13 protein-coding genes are annotated in these 22259 nt (G+C 45.1%); all 13 read right to left on the bottom strand.

From position 1 onward, the window contains the following. Positions 1 to 191 precede the first annotated feature (191 nt). Positions 192 to 1346, bottom strand: coding sequence for a glycerate kinase (locus K5Q73_RS09110; RefSeq protein ID WP_220760385.1), 1155 nt, complete (start codon positions 1344 to 1346; stop codon positions 192 to 194). 158 nt (positions 1347 to 1504) lie between these two features. Further along, complete coding sequence (locus K5Q73_RS09105) at positions 1505 to 2863, bottom strand: GntP family permease (protein ID WP_220760387.1); 1359 nt, start codon at positions 2861 to 2863, stop codon at positions 1505 to 1507. Between the two features lie 240 nt (positions 2864 to 3103). Continuing rightward, positions 3104 to 3640: a prepilin-type N-terminal cleavage/methylation domain-containing protein gene (locus K5Q73_RS09100; protein ID WP_220760389.1), complete on the bottom strand. Its 537-nt coding sequence runs from the start codon at positions 3638 to 3640 to the stop codon at positions 3104 to 3106. A gap of 13 nt (positions 3641 to 3653) precedes the next feature. Beyond that, positions 3654 to 4805, bottom strand: coding sequence for a sugar diacid recognition domain-containing protein (locus K5Q73_RS09095; protein ID WP_220760391.1), 1152 nt, complete (start codon positions 4803 to 4805; stop codon positions 3654 to 3656). Between the two features lie 138 nt (positions 4806 to 4943). Continuing rightward, positions 4944 to 5552: a uracil-DNA glycosylase family protein gene (locus K5Q73_RS09090; RefSeq protein ID WP_374706831.1), complete on the bottom strand. Its 609-nt coding sequence runs from the start codon at positions 5550 to 5552 to the stop codon at positions 4944 to 4946. An 18-nt stretch (positions 5553 to 5570) separates the two neighbouring features. Next, positions 5571 to 6149, bottom strand: coding sequence for a hypothetical protein (locus K5Q73_RS09085; RefSeq protein ID WP_220760393.1), 579 nt, complete (start codon positions 6147 to 6149; stop codon positions 5571 to 5573). Between the two features lie 491 nt (positions 6150 to 6640). Then, positions 6641 to 8740 (bottom strand): MtrB/PioB family decaheme-associated outer membrane protein, encoded by a 2100-nt coding sequence (locus tag K5Q73_RS09080; protein WP_220760394.1) that lies wholly within the window; start codon positions 8738 to 8740, stop codon positions 6641 to 6643. Positions 8741 to 8753: 13 nt separating this feature from the next. Next, a complete protein-coding gene (locus tag K5Q73_RS09075) occupies positions 8754 to 9740 on the bottom strand; it encodes a DmsE family decaheme c-type cytochrome (protein WP_220760396.1) in 987 nt (328 codons plus the stop codon). Between the two features lie 113 nt (positions 9741 to 9853). Continuing rightward, entirely contained in the window at positions 9854 to 11911 is a 2058-nt protein-coding gene (locus K5Q73_RS09070; RefSeq protein ID WP_220760398.1) for an OmcA/MtrC family decaheme c-type cytochrome, read from the bottom strand. A gap of 358 nt (positions 11912 to 12269) precedes the next feature. Then, complete coding sequence (locus K5Q73_RS09065; protein WP_220760400.1) at positions 12270 to 14591, bottom strand: OmcA/MtrC family decaheme c-type cytochrome; 2322 nt, start codon at positions 14589 to 14591, stop codon at positions 12270 to 12272. Positions 14592 to 15044: 453 nt separating this feature from the next. After that, the gene (locus tag K5Q73_RS09060; RefSeq protein WP_259650731.1) at positions 15045 to 17510 is read right to left on the bottom strand and encodes an OmcA/MtrC family decaheme c-type cytochrome; all 2466 of its coding nucleotides are present in this window, start codon (positions 17508 to 17510) and stop codon (positions 15045 to 15047) included. A 559-nt stretch (positions 17511 to 18069) separates the two neighbouring features. Continuing rightward, positions 18070 to 20229, bottom strand: a complete 2160-nt coding sequence (locus K5Q73_RS09055; RefSeq protein WP_374706830.1) for an OmcA/MtrC family decaheme c-type cytochrome — start codon at positions 20227 to 20229, stop codon at positions 18070 to 18072. A gap of 101 nt (positions 20230 to 20330) precedes the next feature. Then, positions 20331 to 22244 carry an OmcA/MtrC family decaheme c-type cytochrome gene (locus tag K5Q73_RS09050; protein ID WP_220760404.1) on the bottom strand — a complete coding sequence of 638 codons (1914 nt, stop codon included), beginning with the start codon at positions 22242 to 22244 and terminating at the stop codon, positions 20331 to 20333. Positions 22245 to 22259: the final 15 nt, after the last annotated feature.

Below are 22259 nucleotides of genomic sequence, written 5' to 3'. Positions count from 1 at the left end.
TCTAATAACTGAACTCGAAGAATAGGGCTTGAAGATTTGTACTTGAAGAAATAGACACGAAGAGAAGAAAATACGCGGGATGGCTTTTTTTCTTTCTACGTGTCGTCTGTGGTCGATGCTGATCTTTCGAAGTGATCAAGTTTTCTCTGATTAACTTCTTAAAGTGAACATCATTACCGCTAATGTACGCTTTATTTAGCAGCCGAAAGCGCATAAAGCGCGGCGATATTTTTAGCTGTACTGTAAAGGTTATGCTTGGCGCTATTAAGCACCTCTGCAAGCGGAAGAGCCCTTGGAGTAATCGAGAACAGCGCGTCAATACCATGTTCAAGTAGTATGTTGGCGTCATCGCTGACGCAGCCTGCGATGGCAATGACTTTGATCCCCTGCGCCTTAGCAACTCCGGCAACGCCCATTGGTGTTTTACCGTGTAGGGTTTGGCTATCGAGGCGGCCTTCACCAGTGATGACCAGATCGGCATCCTGAGCTAATTCAGCTAGATTGACTGTTTGCATCACGATATCGATACCAGGTTTTAGCTCGGCATTTAAAAAACTCATTACGCCCAACCCCATGCCGCCAGCGGCTCCAGCACCGGGGATGTCTCTATTATCCGCCATGCCAGCACTTGTGATGATATCGGCGTAATGACCTAGTGCTGTATCGAGCTGAGCAACCATAGCTGGAGTTGCACCTTTTTGTGGGCCAAATATAGCCGATGCACCTTTGTCTCCACATAGTGGGTTATTTACATCACAGGCGACCTCAAAGCTGCACTCATTGATTAATGGATGTAAGTCTCTTAAGTCGAGCTTGGCTAATTGCTTTAGGGCTGCGCCGCCCACCGATAGGGTTTTACCTTTACTGTCGAGTAAATGGGCACCAATGGCCTGCGCCATACCAGCCCCACCATCATTAGTGGCGCTGCCGCCAAGACCTATGATGATATGTTTAATGCCACGATTAAGGGCATCGACAATCAATTCACCTGTGCCATAGCTGGTCGTTATGAGTGGGTTACGTTTGTCCTCGGCAACTAAGTGCAGCCCTGATGCTGCAGCCATTTCAATCACGGCCGTTTTTTTATTGCCCTGATAGCCCGAGCCCAAAATGCCATAAAAGGCGCTAACTCTGTCGCCTAATGGGCCTGTGACGTCTAGGGTGATAATCGTGCCTTTGGTGGCATCAACCATCGACTGCACTGTGCCTTCGCCGCCATCGGCAACCGGAACTTTGATATATTCTGCAGTGGGGAGTACGCTGCGAAATCCACGTTCAATCTCATTAGCCACTTCCATTGCGCTTAGGCTTTCTTTGAAAGAGTCGGGGGCTATCACAATTTTCATGCAGTTTTCCTATAAGACTAAATCTAATTAATTGAGTCAGACTAATCTTGGTATGTATGGGAACTTAGACCAGCCACATAAAGTCGCTGTTTACATCATTAGCGAGATTAAGAGTAGGCGAGCATGTTAATGCTCGCCTAATTCACAGCAGCTAGTGTTTATAACAACACTAAGCTGAGTAGGTAAACTAATGCCATGGCGGTAACACCTTGAATCAGCGTTGCCATAGTTTGGGCTTTATAGGCTTGCTTAACGCTCATACGGCTAAATTGAGTCACTACCCAGAAGAAGCTGTCGTTAGCATGTGACACTGTCATTGCACCCGCACCGATCGCCATAACAGTCAGTACTCGGCCCATATCAGTTGCAAGACCAATATCGCCTAGCATAGGGGCAACCAACGCCGAGGTTGCCACAAGTGCCACCGTTGATGAACCTTGGGCTGATTTAAGCGCTGCAGCGACCACGAAAGGCATAAAGATGCCAATACCCAATGCTGAAAGTGACTCACCTAAGAATGTACCAATGTCGGTTGCTTTCAGAACCGCGCCAAATGCGCCGCCCGCACCAGTGATAAGCAAAATAGGTGCAGCAACCACTAAGCCTTGGCTAATACGGTCGCTAAACTCCTTGACCTTATCGCTGCCTTTTAGCAGTGATAATGATAAGAATAGACCGATCATTAGTGCGTTAACAGGTTGGCCTAAGAAGGATAGGATTTCGAAAAGTACGCCATCACCAATAGGGGCCGATGGGAAGTTAGCAATTGACCCTAAGCAGATAAGCAAGATGGGTACGAAAATAGGTGCAAATGCACGAGTCGCACTTGGCAGCTCGCCGTAAGCTTGCTTTAGATTATCAAAGTCATCTTGCTGATTTAGTAATTCTTCAGCATCTTCGCCGTCAGGCTGTACATTGGCAAAACGGTTAGCCCATAGGGTGCCGGCTAGGGCTGCAACTGCAGCTACAAAGATACCGACAAAAATCACTAAGCCAAGATTCGACTCGAGACCTAAGTTACCCGCTGCGGCAATAGGACCTGGCGTTGGCGGTACAAAGGTATGAGTGGCGTATAAACCCGTTGCTAGAGCTACGCTCATCGACACACTCGATACCTTCATACGATTGGCCATCGATTGCTTAAGCGAGTTTAAGATCACAAAGCCTGAGTCACAAAATACCGGGATAGAAACGATGTAACCAATAATCGACATGGTGAGTGTTGGAAAGCGTTTCCCCAAGACTTTAATCACCACATCAGCCATGGTAATAGCCGCGCCACTCTTTTCTAAGATAGTACCTATGATGGTACCTAATACAATAACTAGACCAATGTAGCCTAAGATCCCGCCGAAACCCGAGGTGATGGTTTTAGCTATATCGGCGCTCGGTAGGCCGTAGGCAAAGGCGGCAAGAAACGATGCCAGAATAAGGGTTAAAAACGGATGTAATTTGAATTTTGCAGTGGCAATGACGATAAATACAATCACGGCCAATAAGATCAGTACTAGGCTCATAGGGGTCCCTGTATGGGTATGTTTTATTATATGTAAGGTTTTTTTGCCAAGTTGGGATTACTGAAACAGACAGCGTACCAAGGTATTTCAGGCTGGAATATTATGCGGTGCCGATGGGGATAATTCTTTGGTGAAGCTCACTGATTTTTACCCGAAATAAAAAGTTTTATTGTGCATTTGCACAGTAAGTCGCTGGGGAGCTTAATTAAGAGATAAGCGCCGCAAATCGGCACTTAATTGTTAGCAGTCACTGTGCTTTACGGTAATCACAGGTTCAGTGCTGTTAATCGCATTTTCGTAGCGAATATGGCAGTTAAAGCTAACGCTTTTATCATTTAGATCTTCAGAGAAAAAGATGTAAATGTGGTTATTGGCAGTGGACTTGTCGATAAAGAACGGCGCTGCGTTGTTATCAAGCTTGATGGTGGTGAGCGAGACAGAGTCGATATCAAGCCAAGCGCGTACCTGCCGGTTTAGCTCATCGAAGCTGTCAGTGCCATCGACGGCGGGGTAACCGTTATAGAGCGGGATCGTAATGCCTGCATGCTCAATACTGCCAGCGCCTTTAGCTTCACCTTCAATTACGGCTTTGCTATGAACTAAATCTAAGCCGCTCTTCATTGCGGCAGCTATACCATCTAGGGTCGCGACTTTACTATCGGAGTGAAAATTAACAAACTTTGGTAGGGCAATAACAGCTATGATCCCAAGCACAATGATTACCACAACCATTTCAATTAAGGTAAAACCTGTTCTGCGTGTAGAGGCGAATGTCATTTTGTTCCCGTTGTTAAGTTTGCTTAAGCATAACTTGGCCTATATAGAGCTGCAATAACCCATCGAGTTGATTGATATTGGTGCCAGTGATCTGCTGGATTTTATCGAGTCGATAGCGCAAGGTATTTCGATGAATAAAAAGTACATTAGCACATTGCTGCAGGTCACCAAAGTGTTGCAGGTAAGCGGTCAGGGTTTTCACTAGCTGAGCATTTTTATCTGCGCTAAGGAGGGCTTGGTAAGGGCAAAGTAGTTCTTTACCGCGCCAGCTATCTTTTAATGCCGACAGCAATACCTGCAGTGAGTAATCCTCGTAGAGGTATTTACTTTGTTCAGGGTGGAGCTGCTGGCCGATAGCTAAGGTTTCTAGTGCGGTTTGGTAGGAGCGGTTGATCTCTTCTGGGTTTGAAAAAAAATGGCCTAATGAGATTTTTAAGCGGCTATTAAGTTCTTTGGGAAGCCGTATGAGTAGTTGATCGATACGCTCACTCTCAAGGTTAGGATCCCAAGTTTTACCATCCAAGAACGCAGGCTTTAGAATCACCAGCTCAGTCATCGAGGCCATGGCGACTAAGTTACCCCGTGATGGATTTTCTAGTAAATGCATGACCTGCTTCAGCATAGAGTTCGCAGTGGTTTCTTCCTCGTCAGCCTGAACTTGAATAATAGCCACAACACGCGGCGCATCGAGCTCGATATTAAGCTGAGAGGCCCAATTACGCTGGTGGGAAGTAAAAGCGCCCTCAGACTTAATTAACTCGATGATCAACTCTTCCTTTTGGCGGTACTGCCACTGAGCTTGTTCAAGCGTGTTGGCCTGCTCAACGATGATTTCAGCGGTCATCTTCAGTAGCTCACCATAACTACGAAGCTTTTCAGGCTCGCCAGTGATGCCGATAACGCCGATAACCTTGCCTTTATAATGTAGTGGCAGGTTAATTCCCGGTTTAACACCTTGCAGTGTGCCAGTGCTGTGAGTGCTGATCTCTACGGTGCGTTTTTGACTGATAGCCAGCAATGCACCTTCGTGTATGGCGCCGATCCGGTGAGACTCTCCCGAGCCTAAAATGACGCCATGATTATTCATCACATTGATATTATGACCAATAATCTTCATGGTGCGATTAACGATTTGTCGTGCCAAGGAGCCATCTAGAAAATACACGTTGAGCCTCACTAACGTTTAAATCTGCAGATTGTTTTACTTAGAGTGGCGATACAGTGCCCCAAAGCGTCGACATCTGTCATTACTTTATCGGCTAATTGTGAGCTCGATGGCTAATTAACTTTTCACCTGTCACTTCTAGCCCTGTGTCAGCTTTGCAATACGCTGCTGTAGCTGAGGAATGATCTTCTGCTCAAACTCTGGGTTTCGTTTTAGCCAAATATTATTTCTTGGGCTAGGGTGAGGCATCACTAAGATATGGGGCCACAGTGCTTGCCAGTTAGCGACAGAATCAGTGACGCTGATTTTTTGATTTAAGTGCCATTCAATAGCGTATTTGCCGACTAGCAATGTTAGTTCTACATTGGGCAGTTGCTTGAGTACTTGCTTGCGCCATTGTTTAGCGCATTCAGGGCGGGGTGGTTTATCACCGCTTTGCTTGTCGCTAGCGCTATAACTACCGGGGTAACAAAAGCCCATGGGTAGGATGGCGAACAGCTCAGGATCATAGAATTGCTCACGGGTAACCCCAAGCCAAGCTCTTAGGCGCTCGCCGCTAGCATCATCGAAGGGGCGACCCTTATGGTGGGTCTTTTGCCCTGGTGCTTGGCCAGCAATCAAGATCTTAGCCCCTGCTCCTAGCTGAACAATAGGTTTAGCGCCAAGAGGCAGAAACTCCGAGCAGATTTGGCATTGAGCAATCTCTGTTTGGAGTTGAATTAACTTAAGTTCACTGGGAATTGGCATTGCACTTAACTGATGGCGTTAGCTGTATTGTAGGATTTGGTAAGCCCAATAACCTAAGTAGCCATAAGCCGTTACCAGAGTCGCTATGCTTAAGAATTTCACCTTGATATCGGCCTGACTGACAAGGGCTACATGAGCGCAGGCAATGGCAAAGATGGCCAGTGGCGCGATGTAATAGGCTGCAATCAATAGTGCTATCGCTGAAAGTGCGATAATCAGTGCGGTGTATTTCCCAGGAGCCTTAGTCGCTGATAGCGTCAACTGTAGTGGCAGTAAGCTCAGACCAATACTGACAATAATAACGCCGATATTCATCGAAATAGCACCGGCAGTATCGAAGTAAATCAGTGCAATAAACAGCGCAATAATGGCCGGAATAACCGCGATAAGAGAATGCATCTTGGCAAAGTTTCGGCTGTGATATTTTCCGGTGAAGAAAAACAGACCATTAAGCAGCAAATTGAATAAGCTAAAACCGCCTAGCATGATGGCGAGCATTAACACATTGGTGGTGTCTGATGCCATCGCAAGGGCAGGCAAAGGGACAACAAAGGCTGACATTAATAGCGCTTTATAAGCGGTAGTTGAACGAGTCATTTAAGTACTTTAGATGAAGATGATTGATATTAAGATCCCCTAAAGCAGGTATAAGTTCAAGAACATCACTAATTTGAGCGTGATATTTCGTACTTTTTTATCTTTGCGGTGATCAAGCTCACTTAATTGCTTGGGATGTTTAAGCCGAGTCGTACCTCTATAGTTTCTGTACTCGCTAAACAGTAGCAGGGCAAAAGCGGCTATTTATGGTAATCCCCCATGGAAGGCAGAGAGGCCAAGCTCGAAGATAAAAGTCTCGAAGACAAAAGCGGCTCACCACAAAGGACACGGAGGGCACGAAGAAAGGCAAAAGCTAAGCTCGTTGAGTTTTATCTTTAAACTTTCCTTCGTGAACTCGGTGAAAGCGTAGCGCTTCGTGGTCGATAAGCTCTTGTGGAGAGTTATGGCTGAGTTTATTTATTTTAATTAATAAAAAACAGGCAGTAAAAAACCCGCAAGTAGCGGGTTTTTTGATGTACTACAGCTATTTACTACAAACGGTAGCTCATGCTTAGCATGATTAGGTGGGCATTATAGTCGTGGCTGTTGTTGCCAAAACTTAATACATTCCAAATACCATCTGGGGCAAAATCATTAGCTGCATCATTGTCTTTATAGTTTTCCATCTTATAGTCTAAGCGCAGATCCATCTTCTCTGTCGCTTTGTATAAGGCGTAAACGTTGACGTTATGCACTTTAGCGTAGTAATCACCGTAGTCGCCAGTAATGCCCTGAGTGACTTGGGTGTTACTGTTCGAGTCTGAGTAAGTGTAATCAACACCTAGACGAAGCTTTTGCTCCATTAGGTTGTTGTAGCTAAAGCCTGCACCGAGAACATCGACTTGATCTTCAACTGTGCCATACCAGTTTGGTGTGCCAAAGTTTGAGCTACCCGCTTGCTCTGAATCGATGTTCTGACGGCTGTAGAATGCCGTCACTGTCATGTCATCGTTGATTAGGTAGCTAACACTCGCGTCATAACTCATATCTTTCGATTCAGTTAAGCCGATCTGTGTTTCGTTATAATCATCAAGTGCATAACGAGCGCCAAAATCTAGCGTTAAGCTATCTATTGGGCTGTGAGTTACACGAGCTTCAATTTGGGTACGGTTTCTGTCGGCAAGGTTGTACTTGCGAAGCAGATCGTTTTGCTCACTCGATGTCCACTCAGACGCTTGGTAAGTAGAGCCATCACGTTGGCCGTAGCTACCCTTGAGCCACATGTTCCAGTTAGCAAAGGCGCTTAACTGATACTTAGCCCATAAGGTACTTTCGTCAGTGGTTTCACGGTCTGAATAACTACGCTCATCCTTACGGTAATCATAGCCACCTTCAAGCTTATGGCCGCGTGCTAGACGGTAGTCTGCACCTAGCTTAGCCTTGTGAGTAGTGATGTCGTATGGCGTGTTGTAAGCCGCTTGACCCGTTGTAGAGTCGATAGAAATTTGCGTCCATTCTTCAACATTAGTCTTGTTATCACGGTCGCTATAGTCATAGCTTGCGTTTAAACGTAGTTGGCGGTTAATACGAGACACAATCTTAAAGGTTGCGCCTTGAGTATCAACTCGACCATCTAGCGACTCAGTCGGCATTTGATAGCCATAACCTGATGTGCTGAAGTCTTGATCTTGTGTCATCTGACCAAAGTACACACGACCATTCATGATAGTGCGGCCTGCCACATACTGACCTAGAACAGAAACAGTATGCGCTTCGTTATCAGGATCGAGTGACATATAACCAGTGGTTTGTGCACCAAATGTTGGGACAAATGCATTCTCATAAGACAGTTCGCTGTACTCATTCTTGAAGATTGAGCCGTTATAGTTCACTGCCGTGTACCAGTTATCACCAGCAAAGCGAACGCCCGCTTCAACTGTGTCAGTGGTGTAATCAACTGGCTCAGCGAGCATCATAGATTGGTTGTAGAAGCTACCAGATGCTTGTTTTAGACCTGTTTTGTCTTCACGTTGATAGTTAACGTAAGTGCTCCACAATCTTTCTGCTTGGTACTCAAAACCAATACCTGCGCGCTTACGTTTAAGTGAAAGCTCAAGTGGATTAAGGCTTGAGTACAAGTTGGTCATGTCTTGGGTACTGCCGCCATGAACCCAATCGCCCGGTAGGGTAAGGTCATCGCCACCAATACCTTGGTAAGGGCTCATTGCCTTATCGGTTTTATAGGTAGCGATTTGGCGGTAGTTAAGGTTCAAGTTGTATTGACCTTGCTTACCTGCATTGATCTCGGCGCGGCTGTTTTCCATGCCTAGATTGTCAGCTTCGATAGTTGCTTGGTAGCCGTGTTCACCAGTGTATTTCACATCCGCGTCAACTTTACCAGCAAAGCCATCTTCGGTAGCAAAGGCATTAGCCGAGCGAATATCATCGCTGTCGCTATAACCTGCACCAACACCTACAGTGCCAGAGACACCTTTTTCGACTTTACAGTTTTTACAAACCCACTTTTCGAATTTTACTTTTTCAGTGTTCGCATTTTGAATGCCGTAACCATCTGCAGCAATCGCTGCGCCAGACATGAGTCCGGCATTGGTAAGCAAAGCGAGTGTGACTAAATTTAATTTGAATTTCATCTTCTCGTCTCCCTTAGCGCTGCAGTAGCTTGCCTGATGGATGGTTAGAACCATGGATCTGGTTGTGACAGTTCAAACAGCTGCGTCCACCAGTCATTGCATTGCCGCCAACAGATGAACCTTGTTCAGTGTTGCCAAACAGTACTTGACCGCTATGAGCAGAAGAGTGGCACTGCTGGCATAACTGTGGAGCACGAGTCTTAAGCATGCCTTCATTTACGCTGCCGTGTGGGTTGTGGCATGTCACACAGTCTTCAGTAACGGGTGCATGCTCCCACAGTTTTGGGCCGCGTTTTTCCGCATGACATGAGTAGCAAGTTTCGTTAACGCTAGGCTTAACTAAGTCTGCATCGCTCATGGTGCCGTGTGGATTATGACAATCGCTACACACCATTTGCGCCCATTTCATTGGGTGGCTAGAACGCTTGTTCATGTCAGCTTTTTGCTGAGTATGACAGCTAGTACACACTTCCATTTCAGTGTTCTTTGAAAGCACTGGATCTTTGGCTGTGTGAACTGAGTGACAAGAAGCACAAGCTACATCTGCATTGTCATGGTGACCACCATTCCAATCCATACGCTGGTCGTCTTTATGACAGCTCATACAAACACTATTTTGTAGCTCTGGCGACAGAGTAGACTCTGGACCGAAAGCGATCATCGGCTCGTTACCGCCGCGGTTATGTTTACCCATAGGGCCATGACATGCTTCACATTGAAGGCCTGCCATTGGACTCTTGCTTGAGTCAACTGAACCGTGAACACCTTTGAATAGGTCCATAACTTTTTCAGACTTACGGTGACACATTAGGCAAGAGTCTGCACCTTTTGGTGAGTACTTACCTTCAGCAAACTTTTGGTCAAGCGTGGCTTCAACTTCATCTGGAGTCATCTTGGCGTCCCACTTAGAGGCCATAGCCGTCTGAGCAAAACCAAGTGACAGTACAGCCGATGCCATCAAGGCTGGCAGTAGGGTTTTTAATCTTTTTGTGATCTTCATAATAGCTTCCTAAACTTGCACAATTTTGAAGAGAAAGTGGGGGAGAGGCCTCCCCCTTTTCTAAACTCTTGGACTCTGGTGTTTAAGGCTTGAGTCCATTTGAGTTGCGCAAATTACATCTTCACAGAAGTGTGATCGTCTGCAGTTGGCTTGTGGCAGAAGAAACACGTTTCTAGTTGAGCAGCATCATCAGCGATAGCTACTGGCACGTTAACTTTTGCCCCCTGACCTTCTGCATGAGCTGTAAATTTAGCTTCTGATTCAGGACTATATACGTGACAAGACATACATGTTGCCGCTATCGGTGTTGTATATAAGCTCACTGCCTCTCCACCGGTAGAAACTTCATCGACTTTAGTGGCAAATGCACTTTTCTTCTTGAACGCATCAAGGTTTAGGTCGTTATGACACTGGTTACAGGTCATGCCAGTGATAACAGCGTGATCACCAGAGCTATGTACTTTGTGAAGTTTCATTTCTAGAGCGCCCATGTTGGCACCGTTAGCATAAGTACCGTCTGGAGTATGACAAGCCACACAGCCGTCAACGCCTACAATGGTCTTACCGTCAACGATTTGAGCTAACTGTTCGCTCATAACAAAGCCTGGGTGGTGAGAACCTTTATGAATCTCAAAGGTGTCGCCGTGACAGCTGATGCAAGTATCGAAGTTAACAGAGTCAACATGGCGCTTGCTTACAGCTTCTCCAGAGAAAGTTGCGAAAGCAATATCAGCTTTCATTCCCGTGTAGTAGGCTGAATTTAAAGATTTATTACCTTGCCAGTCAGTGTCTAAATTCTCTTCTACTACAACAGTGTCACAGTTAACAAACTCACCGTTTTCAGAACATAGTGATAGGCCAGAGAAAGTGAATGCTGTATCTGCATCGCCAGTACCAAATTTTAGTGCTTTAGTGGTGTATACGATGTCGCCATCTTCGTTAATAGCCGCAGCTGCATCAAGCTTACCGTTCAGCACTAGATTAAGGCTATCTTTGCCATAGTAGCCTAGCTGCACGTTGTTAGGACCGACGTTAGTCGTTGCTTCAACGCGCTGGAGTTTTGGTAGAAGAGTGGTTGCGTTCACCGCTTCACCGTTAGCATCGATTAGAGCTACAGTGATGGTTGCAGTGCTATCGTCATTAACAACTAGAGTTGTGTTCATACCGTAAGTGTCAATAAGCGCTTTCTTTTGAACGAAGCCTTCAGTGTGGATCTCTTCAGTCCAGCTAGCGTTATGACAAGCGATACAGTTTGAGTTGTCAGCTTGCTGTGAGTGACCTTGACCAGCTTGGAAGTCAATATTCACGTGACAGCTAGTACAGGTTTCCATGGTTGGAACGCTTGACCAGTTACCCCATTCAGTTAGCTCGTTGCTATCTTCGGTTGGTGCTACGTGACAAGTTGTACAGTTATCTTGAACGATACCGTTTGCTGTTTCAGCACTCTTATCCATGTTTTTACCGTACATTTTAGCGTCGTTATGTACGTTATGGATTAAGTGGTTGTATGCAACTTGTGGTTTGCCTTTTTCATCAGCCATCTCTTGTGTATGACAAGCTGCACAAGTTTCTGACGTGGTATAGCCGTGGTAAATTTTCTTGCCTTCAGCGTGGCATGAGTTACAGCTTGCAGTAGCAACGACATCTTTAGTGTATGTCGCTTTATAGCCTTCACCTGAAAAATCTTGTGATAACTCAGTGCGAGGCACTGTAGTTGTTCCGTCAGCTAGTGTCGATGCACTTGCGATGACGTTATAACGTTGAGTTAGTTCAGAGTTATAACCTTCAACAGGAATGGTAAAGCTGTAGTTACCGTTCTTCTGGTCTTTGAATTCTTTTTGTGAGCCAATGTATTGCCATTCAGCGCTGTTACCCGCACCAGTAGCTCCCTGTGGGATAAGTTGTACCACTTTTTTCACTTCAAGCGCAGTTAGACCTACTACAGGTAGGTCTTCTTCGTTTGTTGCAAAAACATTGATTGTCGGCACGCCATCAGCGTAAGTAACATCAGTGACTTTTAAGTTAAGTACATTAATCACATCAGCCGCTGGACCACCTGGGTTGCCGTTGTCACCGTCATTACCGTCGTCGCCACCACAGCCTGTAAGGGCCATAGAGACAGCACCTGCTGCTAGAAGCAGCGCAATTTTAGATTTGTTAGTATTCATCATTTTTTCCCTGCATAGGTTTGGCACTGTCTTAGGCGTGTGGCTAGATTTAGTGAAGCCGACTGTAATTTTTTAATTGCCGCTTAAGTCAATGCTGGAAATAAGATTCCCCAATGAAAGGCTAACGTAATGTAGGGCTAAAATCTGCATAACAGGTGCTAAGATGTGACCTAGATCTGCCTATTTCTAAAGAGGTATAAGAGGGTGGGCCATAACGCTACAAAAGTTGGAAATGTTGAACTTATATATGTGATATGTGTAATGAATTAGAAAAGATGTTGTTGATAACTGCTCTTATTAAAAAAGGGAGGCTAAGCCTCCCTTTTTGATTAATCGCTAATGCTAATTAATCGATTAACTTTTAGTAACCGTGTAGTTGCATTACTTGCTCAGGAGAGTGACAAGTAGAGCAAGTCTCAGCTGCTGTTTTCGCTTCTGAAATATCAGGACCGAAGTATGCACCATTGGTAGTCATGTGACCTAGAGCTGCATCACTCATATACTTCTGGTGACAACTCATACATGCAGCTGCATCTGGAGAAGCGTACCAAGTGTTTTCTTTAATCCACAGTTTCTTTGCTTCTTTATCTGCATCGTTTTCTGGATTACGAATATCCTCTGGTATTTTTTGAGAAAGATCTTTAGGTAGTGCATGGGCTGTACCCGCACTACGTCCTAATTCAAAGCCATACACAGGACCTGAGTAGCCTTCACCTTTAGAGTGACAAGTCATACAGTCAGTTTTAACAACAGTGCCTGTATAGTGACCTTCTGCTTTGTGAGCTTTATAGATGAAGCTTGTAGATTTGATTTCACCAGTTGACTGGTAGAATTCATTCTTAACTTCTGTTACGCCTTTATCTGGCACGTGACATGCCTGACAGTTTACGCCGTTGTCAAAGTGAACAATTTCTTGATTGTGACAACTAGTACACTTAGCTGCATCGATGATATCACGACGCTCTATTGCTGGCTTTTTGGTATCTTGAACACCAGTGCCATTCCAAGTAAAGCGTAGTGGCTCATCTTGAATGTATGCATAAGAGGCAATTGAGTTACCTTTAGGATCTGTTGCATCACATGCAATAGGCTCGACTTGTGGAGCATTAAACCCTCCCACTCTGAAGCAAGTGGCAACACCAGCAAATAGTTCTACGCTCTTACCTTCTAAGACCGGTAGTTCTAGTGCGCTGTTGGTGCTATCGATACTAAATGTTTTAGTATCAGGGTTATAAGTTGTTACTTTAGGATCCCAAGAATTAGCTGGTGGTAGTAGAGCAAAACCACGCGCACTGTACTTAGTTTCGTCTGTATATTCTGGGTAGTCTTTATCGATATCCCAAGATAAGTAGATGCTAGATGGAGTGTATTGGCTAGGGTTTTTAATCAGCTCAATTGCTACAGGAGCCAGATTTTTATCTAAAATTTGCACATCAAAAGTCAATATATCTTTGGTACCGTTGTTGCTAACTTCGATATTACTAAATTTAGCTGAATAGCCTTGGCTTTCTTTGTAACGCTTGGTTGCGTCGCTATGGGCTCTCTCTGCACTGCGACCATAAGCTTCATTACCATTATCGTGGCAAGACATACAGTTAGTGCTTGAGTGGTTACTAGAAGGCTTTTCAGTGTGACAACCGATACAAGCTGTGTTGCTCAAGTCTGCTTTGAAAAGATCTGCATTTGCAGGTGCATTTTCGCCTTCAAGGTGACATGCCGCACAATCAGCAGCAGGATTTTGTGGATACATCACATCACCGTAGTCATGTACACCGCCGCCGTAGCCGATAACCTTGTATGGAGCTAGAACCATACCTTCAGGTGTGCTGATCTTTCTGTCACTACCTTTATGGATAGCATGGATCATGTAAGTGAAATCGACGCTGTTACCAGTTTCAGGATCGCCAGAAGTAGAGGTATGGCAAGAAGCACAGTTTTCAACGTCAATACGGCGACCACCATGGAAAGCGAGGCTCTCTGGCTGGTGACAGGTGTAACAGGTTTCAATCGCAACCACGTTACGAGTTTGAATACCATCGGTCATGCCTGTTGATGGCTGCCAATCAAAATGAGCGTTAGCAGCAAAGTTAGGTAGTTCTAGCTCAAGTGTTGCACGCTGGGTAAATTCAGCATTATAGGCTACGGCAACAGGTTCGGTTACATTGGCAACATTTTGCTGGAAGCTGTAGCTGTAGGTGCCATCACCATTGTCAACAAAGCAAGTTTCGCAACTAGACGCTTTTTCTACGTTAGCTTGGAATTGATTAGAAGGTTTGATATTTGTCTCGCCTTCAGGGATCCAGTCTTCGTTAGGTGTTTTCTCAGCGTTGATATACGCCTGCCACTGGAAGCCTCTATCGACTTCAGTTTCACCCATCAACTCTGTGACATGAGAAAGCTGAGCGATACCAAAACGTAAATCGTGGTCTTTTGTTAGACCCAGAACAGCAACGCCGTTGTCGTTTTCAAGTTTAAAATCAACAGTTACTGTACCCGCATCAACAGTTGCATTAGTGAAAATAGCATTTACGCTTTTTGCACTATCGATGCTTACACCGATTACACCATCTTGGCCGTCGTTACCATTATCGCCATCGCTACCACAACCGGTAACTGCTAAAGATAGCACCCCGGCTGTAAGCAATGCTTTTGAAGCAGCGCTTAGATTAAATTTGTTCATCATTTTATGTCCCTGCAATAGTTTTTAATCATCACTAACTGCAAGTTTTATATGAGAACAGCTCTCATTTAACCGCAATTAGTGTGTGGAATTTTATTTCCAACACTAAGGCTATCTAAGAGGGAGATATTTAGCAGGTGTTTTAGCCCCTTTATGTGATTGAGATCTGACTATTTCTTTAGGGGTATATAGAAAGTGCCCGTTTTAGGACTATTTTAATTATCGATTAAGAATTGCTCTCCCCAAAACGGCCGTTTGTTGTGTAAGTGTTAATTGGTGTTGGCTTAAGTTTTAACCATTTTGCTAGGTTGTTTTCCCTTTTTAAATCGGATAGATAATGAACACAGTTGTGGTTACCGGGCTTATTTTTTATGTCTATAAAAAAGCGAGAAGATAACTTCTCGCTTTTGGGGACACTCTTTAACATTGGACCTTGTTCAAGGCATATGCTTAAAGTTATTTGTAGTTGGTTGGGTGCACTTTATCTACTCCGAAAGATTTACCTTCAGCGTGACAAGTCGCGCAGCTTTCACCACCTAACTGATAACTGCCATCACTACCTTGATATACACCGCCATTTGATTCGAAGTGGCTGATGACTGCATTATTTCCTTCCGCAGTTGGTGCGTGACAAGAAGCACATGCTGCAACAGTTGGAGAGTATGTTCCATCCTTAGAAAGCGTTGGCGGCGTATCTGCTAGGCCAGCCAGTGTTAACTGCCCTTGATCATGGCAGGCTGCGCAATCTGCGGGATCTGTAGGGTAGGTGATATCACCTTGAGCTTTGTCTCGTCCATTACCTGAAGTGTATTTAGCACGATTGTCTGAGTGAATACCGTGGATCATAACCTTGAAGTCAAAGCCTTGGCTGAAATCATAGTATTTGTGACCTGGAGCGCCAGTACTGTTGTGACACGCTACGCAGCTACCATCAGCTAAGTTAATTGCCGTGTTAGGCTCTGCTGAGTGACAAGTACCGCAGCTATTGTCTGGTGCGCGATCTGCATACTTTGCAATATGTGAAATTGAGAAGTCTGCTTGCTCACCATGACAGGCTGCACATTTTTCTTCCGAGGCGACAATTGGGCGGTTAGCAATACTGCTACCATCAACAGAGAAAGAAGCTTTATTGCCTTTTACTGCAAGTTCAAAATTGTATGGATCGCTTTCTAAGTGCTCGCAATCAATGGTTGTAGTAGGAGCGGGAACTCGTTCGCTGCCTTGTGCGCAAACCATCAACTTGCCATCTATGAATCCTTGTCCTAATTCAACAATCTGTGTGTGTATGCTGTCTGAAGTGATCCCGCTGATTGTATAGGTTATAGCGTTGCCTTCAATGGTTGCAGTCAAGTATTCATTGCTCTCTAATCCTGCTAGATTCATTGATATTCTTGACTCTGAACGTCCTAAAGGTCCACTTGAAGGTCTTGGTCCCATAACAAACTCTACACCATCGAAAGCCTGAATGTTGATCCAGAAACCGTTAATCGCACTGTCTTCATGTGGAGCCTGTTCACGCTCCCAAGTTAGCGTAAACTCGAGGGTTCCGGCTTGTGGGTCAAATACACCATTACTGAGTTCATAAGCATATTGCTCACGAACATCTATGGTTTCATTGACTTTAGCCATATGGAATATAGCTGCGCCTTGTGGGTTACTGTCGTCGGCATGGCAGCTTGAACAAGACTGATTTTCAAACACGCCACGAACGTCGGCACCTTCTACACCATCTAGCTCTGGTGTTGCATAGTAGTGGAAGTAGTTACCCACAAAGCCACGATCTTTGCTTTCTCCTGGTGGAGTGAGCCACTCGGCATTATCGACTGGGTTAAATTCGGCCATATGACAAGATGCACAGGCTTCTTGGCGATGGAATTGGAAGTTCTCGGCTTGTGCTGGTGAGTGCTCCTCATTGATATGACAGGTCTGGCAATTGCCCATATCGGTCGGGAAGGTGGTACCCGTGTAATCATGAACACTACCGCCGTAGCCAGCCATTAAATAAGTGCCGTCGTGAATACGATGCAGCATTGAACCAAAGTCTATGGTTGCACCGGTTTCTGGGTCGCCAGAGTAAGTAGTATGACAGACTACGCAGTTTTCAATTTCGATACGCTTGCTACCATGTAGCATTAATTTTGATGCTGCTGAGTCGTAGTCATCACTATGGCAGCGGATACATGACTCTTGTAGATCAACAAGATTGCGAGTTTCATCAGCTTCCGCTGCGCGATCGAGTGCAGGCACAAAATCATAGTGGGTGTTAACAAGAGTGGCTGCGCTAAACGTACTTGTTGGCTTAAGTTCTAACGTGACGCGGTGGGTAAGCTCTGCATTAAACTCAGTATTGACCGCTTCTATTTGCTCATATTCTGACAGTGCTTTTGAGAAAGTGTAGCGGTAAGTGCCATGCTCTAGTACCTCTATACACTCTGTTTTACAGCTTGTTTCAATATTCGCTTGAATTTGGTCGCCAGCGAGATGATTGAAACCCTCAGGAATGTGTTCTAAGTTGGCATTTTTTACTGTGTTTATATAGCTAGTCCATTGAGTAGGTTTTACGCCTTTAAACTGTTCAGGCGTCGCTGGCTGGCCTACTGCATGCATATCACGCTTTTGTAGTGCATCAAGCTTAGCGATGCCAAAGCCCAAGGTGTTAATGTTATCAAATGTCTCTAGGCCAGATACGGGGACACCGTTAGCATTTTCTAGCTCAAAATCAACGGCGACAACGCCTTCAGTGACTGTGGCATGGAGTATATTGGCTTTTAAGCTCGTCGCCTGTTGAATGTCGACGCCTATGTTGCCATTTTCACCGTCTTCGCCATCTTTGCCATCACTGCCACAACCAATTAGCGCGAACGAGAGTGCGCTAATACCGATTGCTGACTTTACAGCATTTGTTAATTTATACCGATTCATCATCATTTTATTCCCTGCATAGGTTAGCTGCTATGAGGTTTTTACCTCTTTTAGCATGAGGGGGTTCCTCAACACGATCTTACCCAAAAGAGGTAGCCTTCTTTTTGATAGCTAGGATAAATGTGAGCTATATCGTCAGCAGATACTTCGTTTGTTAAAAGATGTTAAATAACATTGAAAACAATTATTTATATAGCTTGTCTCGGTGGCTTTAAGCTTGTATTAATTTTGACCAGCTCAAACTTAATGCAAGCTTAAAGTTTGCGCTAAAGTTGGGTGGAAACTTGATATACATCAAAAACACTGATTGGTTGTGGCTGTGGATATTAACCTTGGCGTTACATAGTTCATAGAGTGATGTTGCGCAATTTGCGTGCGGCTTTACGGTGGTGTTAATAGAATCTTTTTGTAATGTTGTTTGGTAGGGGAGGTGATTGCCCATTGATTTTAGTAAAGTTGATATAATAAAAAAGGAGGCAATTGCCTCCTTTTATTTATCGCGTGTCTAAATCTGGGCTAGCACTGAATAAGTGTCAGTCTTAGCCAGACAAATCTTGGTTTAATTACCGTGGATCTCCATTAACTGTTCTGGGTTATGACAAGTCGAACAGGCTTCTGCTGCTCGAGTTCTCACATCATCAGCATCCATACCATCTAGGATCCCGCCATTGGCAACAATATGGTTAGCGCCAGAATCACTTAAATACTTTTGGTGACAACTTAAGCAAGATCCTGCATCAGAAGATACCCAAATATCAGCTCCAGTTTCGGTATCTCCGTAGCGCCATACTCGCTCGCTTGCACGGCCTAACTGGATCCCATCTGAGGTGTGACAAGTCGAACAATCAGTTTTCAGCACTGTTCCTGATTGAACACCCGCATACTTTAAGTAATGTCCATCAGCTTCATGTGCTTTAAATGCGTAGCTGGTTGGTTTCTTACCGCCAGGGAAGCTGTCATCTGTCTTAGTTGTTTTATCCGATGTATGACACGTCTGACAGTTATAGCCGTTGTTATAATGGTAGTTCTCTTGGTTGTGGCAGCTCTGACACTTTGCCGCATCGATAATTGAGCGGCGCATCGCGGCTTGCATGGTGTCGTCGACACCAGAGTCTAACCAAACAAAGTGGTATGGCGCTTCTTTTACGGCAACTGAGCGAGTCTTGTCTGAGCACTCTGTCATTTGGATCGATTCAACTAAGTATCCGCCGTTATTGAAACAAACCTCTACGGTAGACCATAGCTCAAATGTTTTACCATTAGCATCGGTAGGCATATCGAAGGTGCTGCCTATGATAGTAAAGGTCTTCGTTGCGCTGTCGTAGGTACCGTCTTCAAGCTTGAATCTGCGGTTAGAGTAGGATGCGTCACTATAAGCGGGGAAGTCTTTGTTACTGTCCCAAGCTACAATTACACGAGTGCCTTGATTGATGAACTCTCCACCTATAGCTGCACCAGTAGCATCTTGAATTTGGACATCAAACTTAAGCTTTCCATTCGCATCAAGGCCAATATTGCTGAACATTACCCCCATTGCTTCTGCATCAACGTAGGCTTGCAATACGTCACCGTGACGTTTCTCTGCACTGCCAGTACCGCGATAGGTATCGGTTGAATTATGACAAGAAACACAATTGGTATCGGTGTGAGTTTGTGATGGCTTTTCTGTATGGCAGCTCACGCAGGCTGTATTACTTAAATCTGCTTTAAATAAATCTGCATTGGCTGGGGCACCTTCACCTTCGACATGACAAGATGCGCAGTTGGCAGCTGGTTTTTGCGGGAACATCACCTTGCCATAGTCATGTACGCTACCGCCGTAACCTACAACTTTATAAGGTGCTGGCACCATACCTTCTGGTGTGCTGGTTTCTCTATCTTGTCCCTTATGGATGGCGTGGATCATATAGGTAAAATCAACGCTATTACCACTTTCAGGATCGCCAGAGGTTGAGGTGTGGCAGCTAGCACAGTTTTCAAGTGCGATACGTCGACCGCCATGAAGTGCAAGGCTTTCAGGTTGGTGACAGGTGTAGCAGGTTTCAATAGTGACCACGTTACGGGTTTGAATATCGGTCGTTGCGCCTGTAGATGGCTGCCAATCATAATGTGCATTTGCTGTTGCTTGAGGCAGTTTTAGCTCTAATGTTGCTCTATGGGTATTATCTTCACCGTAAGTAATGGTAAGAGGCTCAGTGACATTGGCGATATTTTGTTGGAAGGTATAAGTGTAACTACCATCACCATTATCCACTAGACAGTCTTCACAGTTGCTCGCTGCCTCTACATTAGCTTGATACTGCGGCGAGGGGTTTAGATCGCTGGTATCGTCAGGTGGCGTGCCAGGCTCTTTAAGGGCATTGATATAAGCTTGCCATTGGTAACCTCTGTCGTATTCGACGTCATCAATCGTCTCGCTGACTTTAGCGAGTTGGGCGATACCAAAGCGCAAGTCATAGTCTTTGTCGAGCCCCAATACTGCAACGCCATTGGCATTCTCTAGGTCGAAGTTTACGGTGACAGTTCCATCTGTTATTGAGGCTTCTGTAAATTGAGCCTGAACGCTAGAAGTTGAATCAATATCAACGCCAACAACACCATCTTTACCATCAGCGCCGTCATTGCCATCACTGCAGCCGAAAAGCATGGCTGATGCGGTGAGCGCAATTAAACTCAATTTTAAGTGTTTAATTTTTATATCCATAATTTTGCGTTCCATTGTTTTGTCATTAGTTTTTGTCACTAATTATTTGCGTCACAAATCGTTTTCTCATCACAAAATATGTCGCCCTAAAATTTGTTTTCTAGGGCGACAAGTTTTTATTTTATAGGGTGAACTTTTAACACATCGACCGCTGCGCCTTGTCCATGACAGGTTGCGCAGCTTTCTGTTCCTGCAGTTGCATCGGCCTTAGACCCTTTAAATACCCCGCCTTGTTGTGTCATATGGTTTATAGCTGTGTCGCTTAAGTGACAATCACTACAAATAGCTGATGTTGCACTAGTAAAGGTGCCATCTTTAAAGGCAAGTGGCTGCACTGCACTGTTAAGTGGGAGCGCTGCCGTTAAAATGCCTGACTCATCGGTAGTATGGCACTGAGCACAATTACCGATATTGCCGGGGTAATTGATATTAGGGTAACTCTCGCGAGACCCTGCATGTAGCGTATGAGCGAGATGCTTATAATCTGCTGTTGAAGCGCCAGGGTTTGTTACGGTCGCATCGGCTTGCATATTAGGGTTGTGACAAAGCTGGCATTGCCCTTCTAAATCGTTACGTGAACCATGATAATTCAGCTGCTGATCGCCATGACAACTGCCACAGGTCTCATTGGTGACAACAACTCTACGGCCTTGCTCTGTTATGGCTGTGGCGCTAAAGAATTGATGGCTAGACTTTATCGTAGTAGTGGTGTCCGTATCAGCGCAGTCAGCTAACATAGATTCAGTGCTACAAAGCTTACCTTGTAGGGCGAGGGTGCCTTTATCAGATGCTGGCTCTGCACTTAGAGTGAGCCCTGCAATTTGATAATGGTAGACACCATTGCTGCCTGATATTGGCGTTGTATCTTGCAGTTTTATTGACTTGGCGGAACGTGTTGTGTAGTCAACACTTAAACCGAAGTTGGCATATACGCGAAGGTCATTGATGAAGTTAAGCTGGTCGGCACTATCGCTATAAATCTCATTCGTTGCCGGGTTCGATAGTCTTATTGAGAAGTTAACAGCATCGCCAACGAGTTCAGCACTGACCACTTCTGCATTAAACTGCCCAAGTACCGCATCTGTATCTGCTTGGCTGTGAGCGCTCTTAGTCCAATCAGAGTTATGGCATGCAACACAATTACTGTTATCAGTTTGAGTTGGGTGCCCTTGACCAGCAGGGAAGTCGATGTTGGTATGGCAACTACCACAGGCTTCCATGGTTGGCACGCGTGCCCAGTTCATATTCTCTGTAAGCGCTTCATCTGCTGCGTGACAAGTTTGACAGTCTGCAAGTGATACAGGAAAGCCAGTAAGGTGTTTAGTGTGCACCATAGGGGCGAACACATTACCTGGATTATTGACTTTAGTGAGATTGTGACAAGTCACGCAGGTTTCGACCTCATCATACTTGCTGCCATGAAAAGCCAAGTCGTTATGGCAAGTATTACAGGTGCTCATTTCGATAAGGTTACGGGTGTAGGCGGGCTCACTGCCATTATCTTGCCAATCATAATGCTGATTAGTGATTGGCAAGTCAGTACCATCAGGCAATGTATCACCGCCAACTTTTACCACCACACGCTGAGTGGCTCCATTGATATAGGTTATGTCGTTCATGCCATCGAATGCACCGCTAAATGTATAGCTGTACTTACCATTTTTATGGTCAACAAATTCGCCGTCACAACTGCTAGAACAAGATTCGGAGGTGAAGTACTGCCACTGACTGGCATTCCCTGCATTGGTATAGCCTTGAGGTAAAAGCTGAGCCGCAATGTAGGTAGCTGATGGAATACCGACAACGGGTTCATCGCTTTCATTGGTAATACGGTAATTTACCGTTGCGACACCTGATTCAAATAACACTTCATTTACCGTGATGTTGAGACTGTTTATTTCAGTCGCTGGTGGCCCTCCAGGTTCGCCGGGATTACCTGGGCTACCATCGTCTCCGCCGCAGCCTGCTAACATAGCTAGTAGCGCAAGTGGAAACATTCTTGCTGCTAGTGATTGAGTGACTCGTTTCATATTGATGTCCTTGAA

Source organism: Shewanella sp. MBTL60-112-B2 (assembly GCF_019655055.1).
Lineage (GTDB): Bacteria > Pseudomonadota > Gammaproteobacteria > Enterobacterales > Shewanellaceae > Shewanella.
This window is presented reverse-complemented; position numbering and strand designations above follow the sequence as displayed.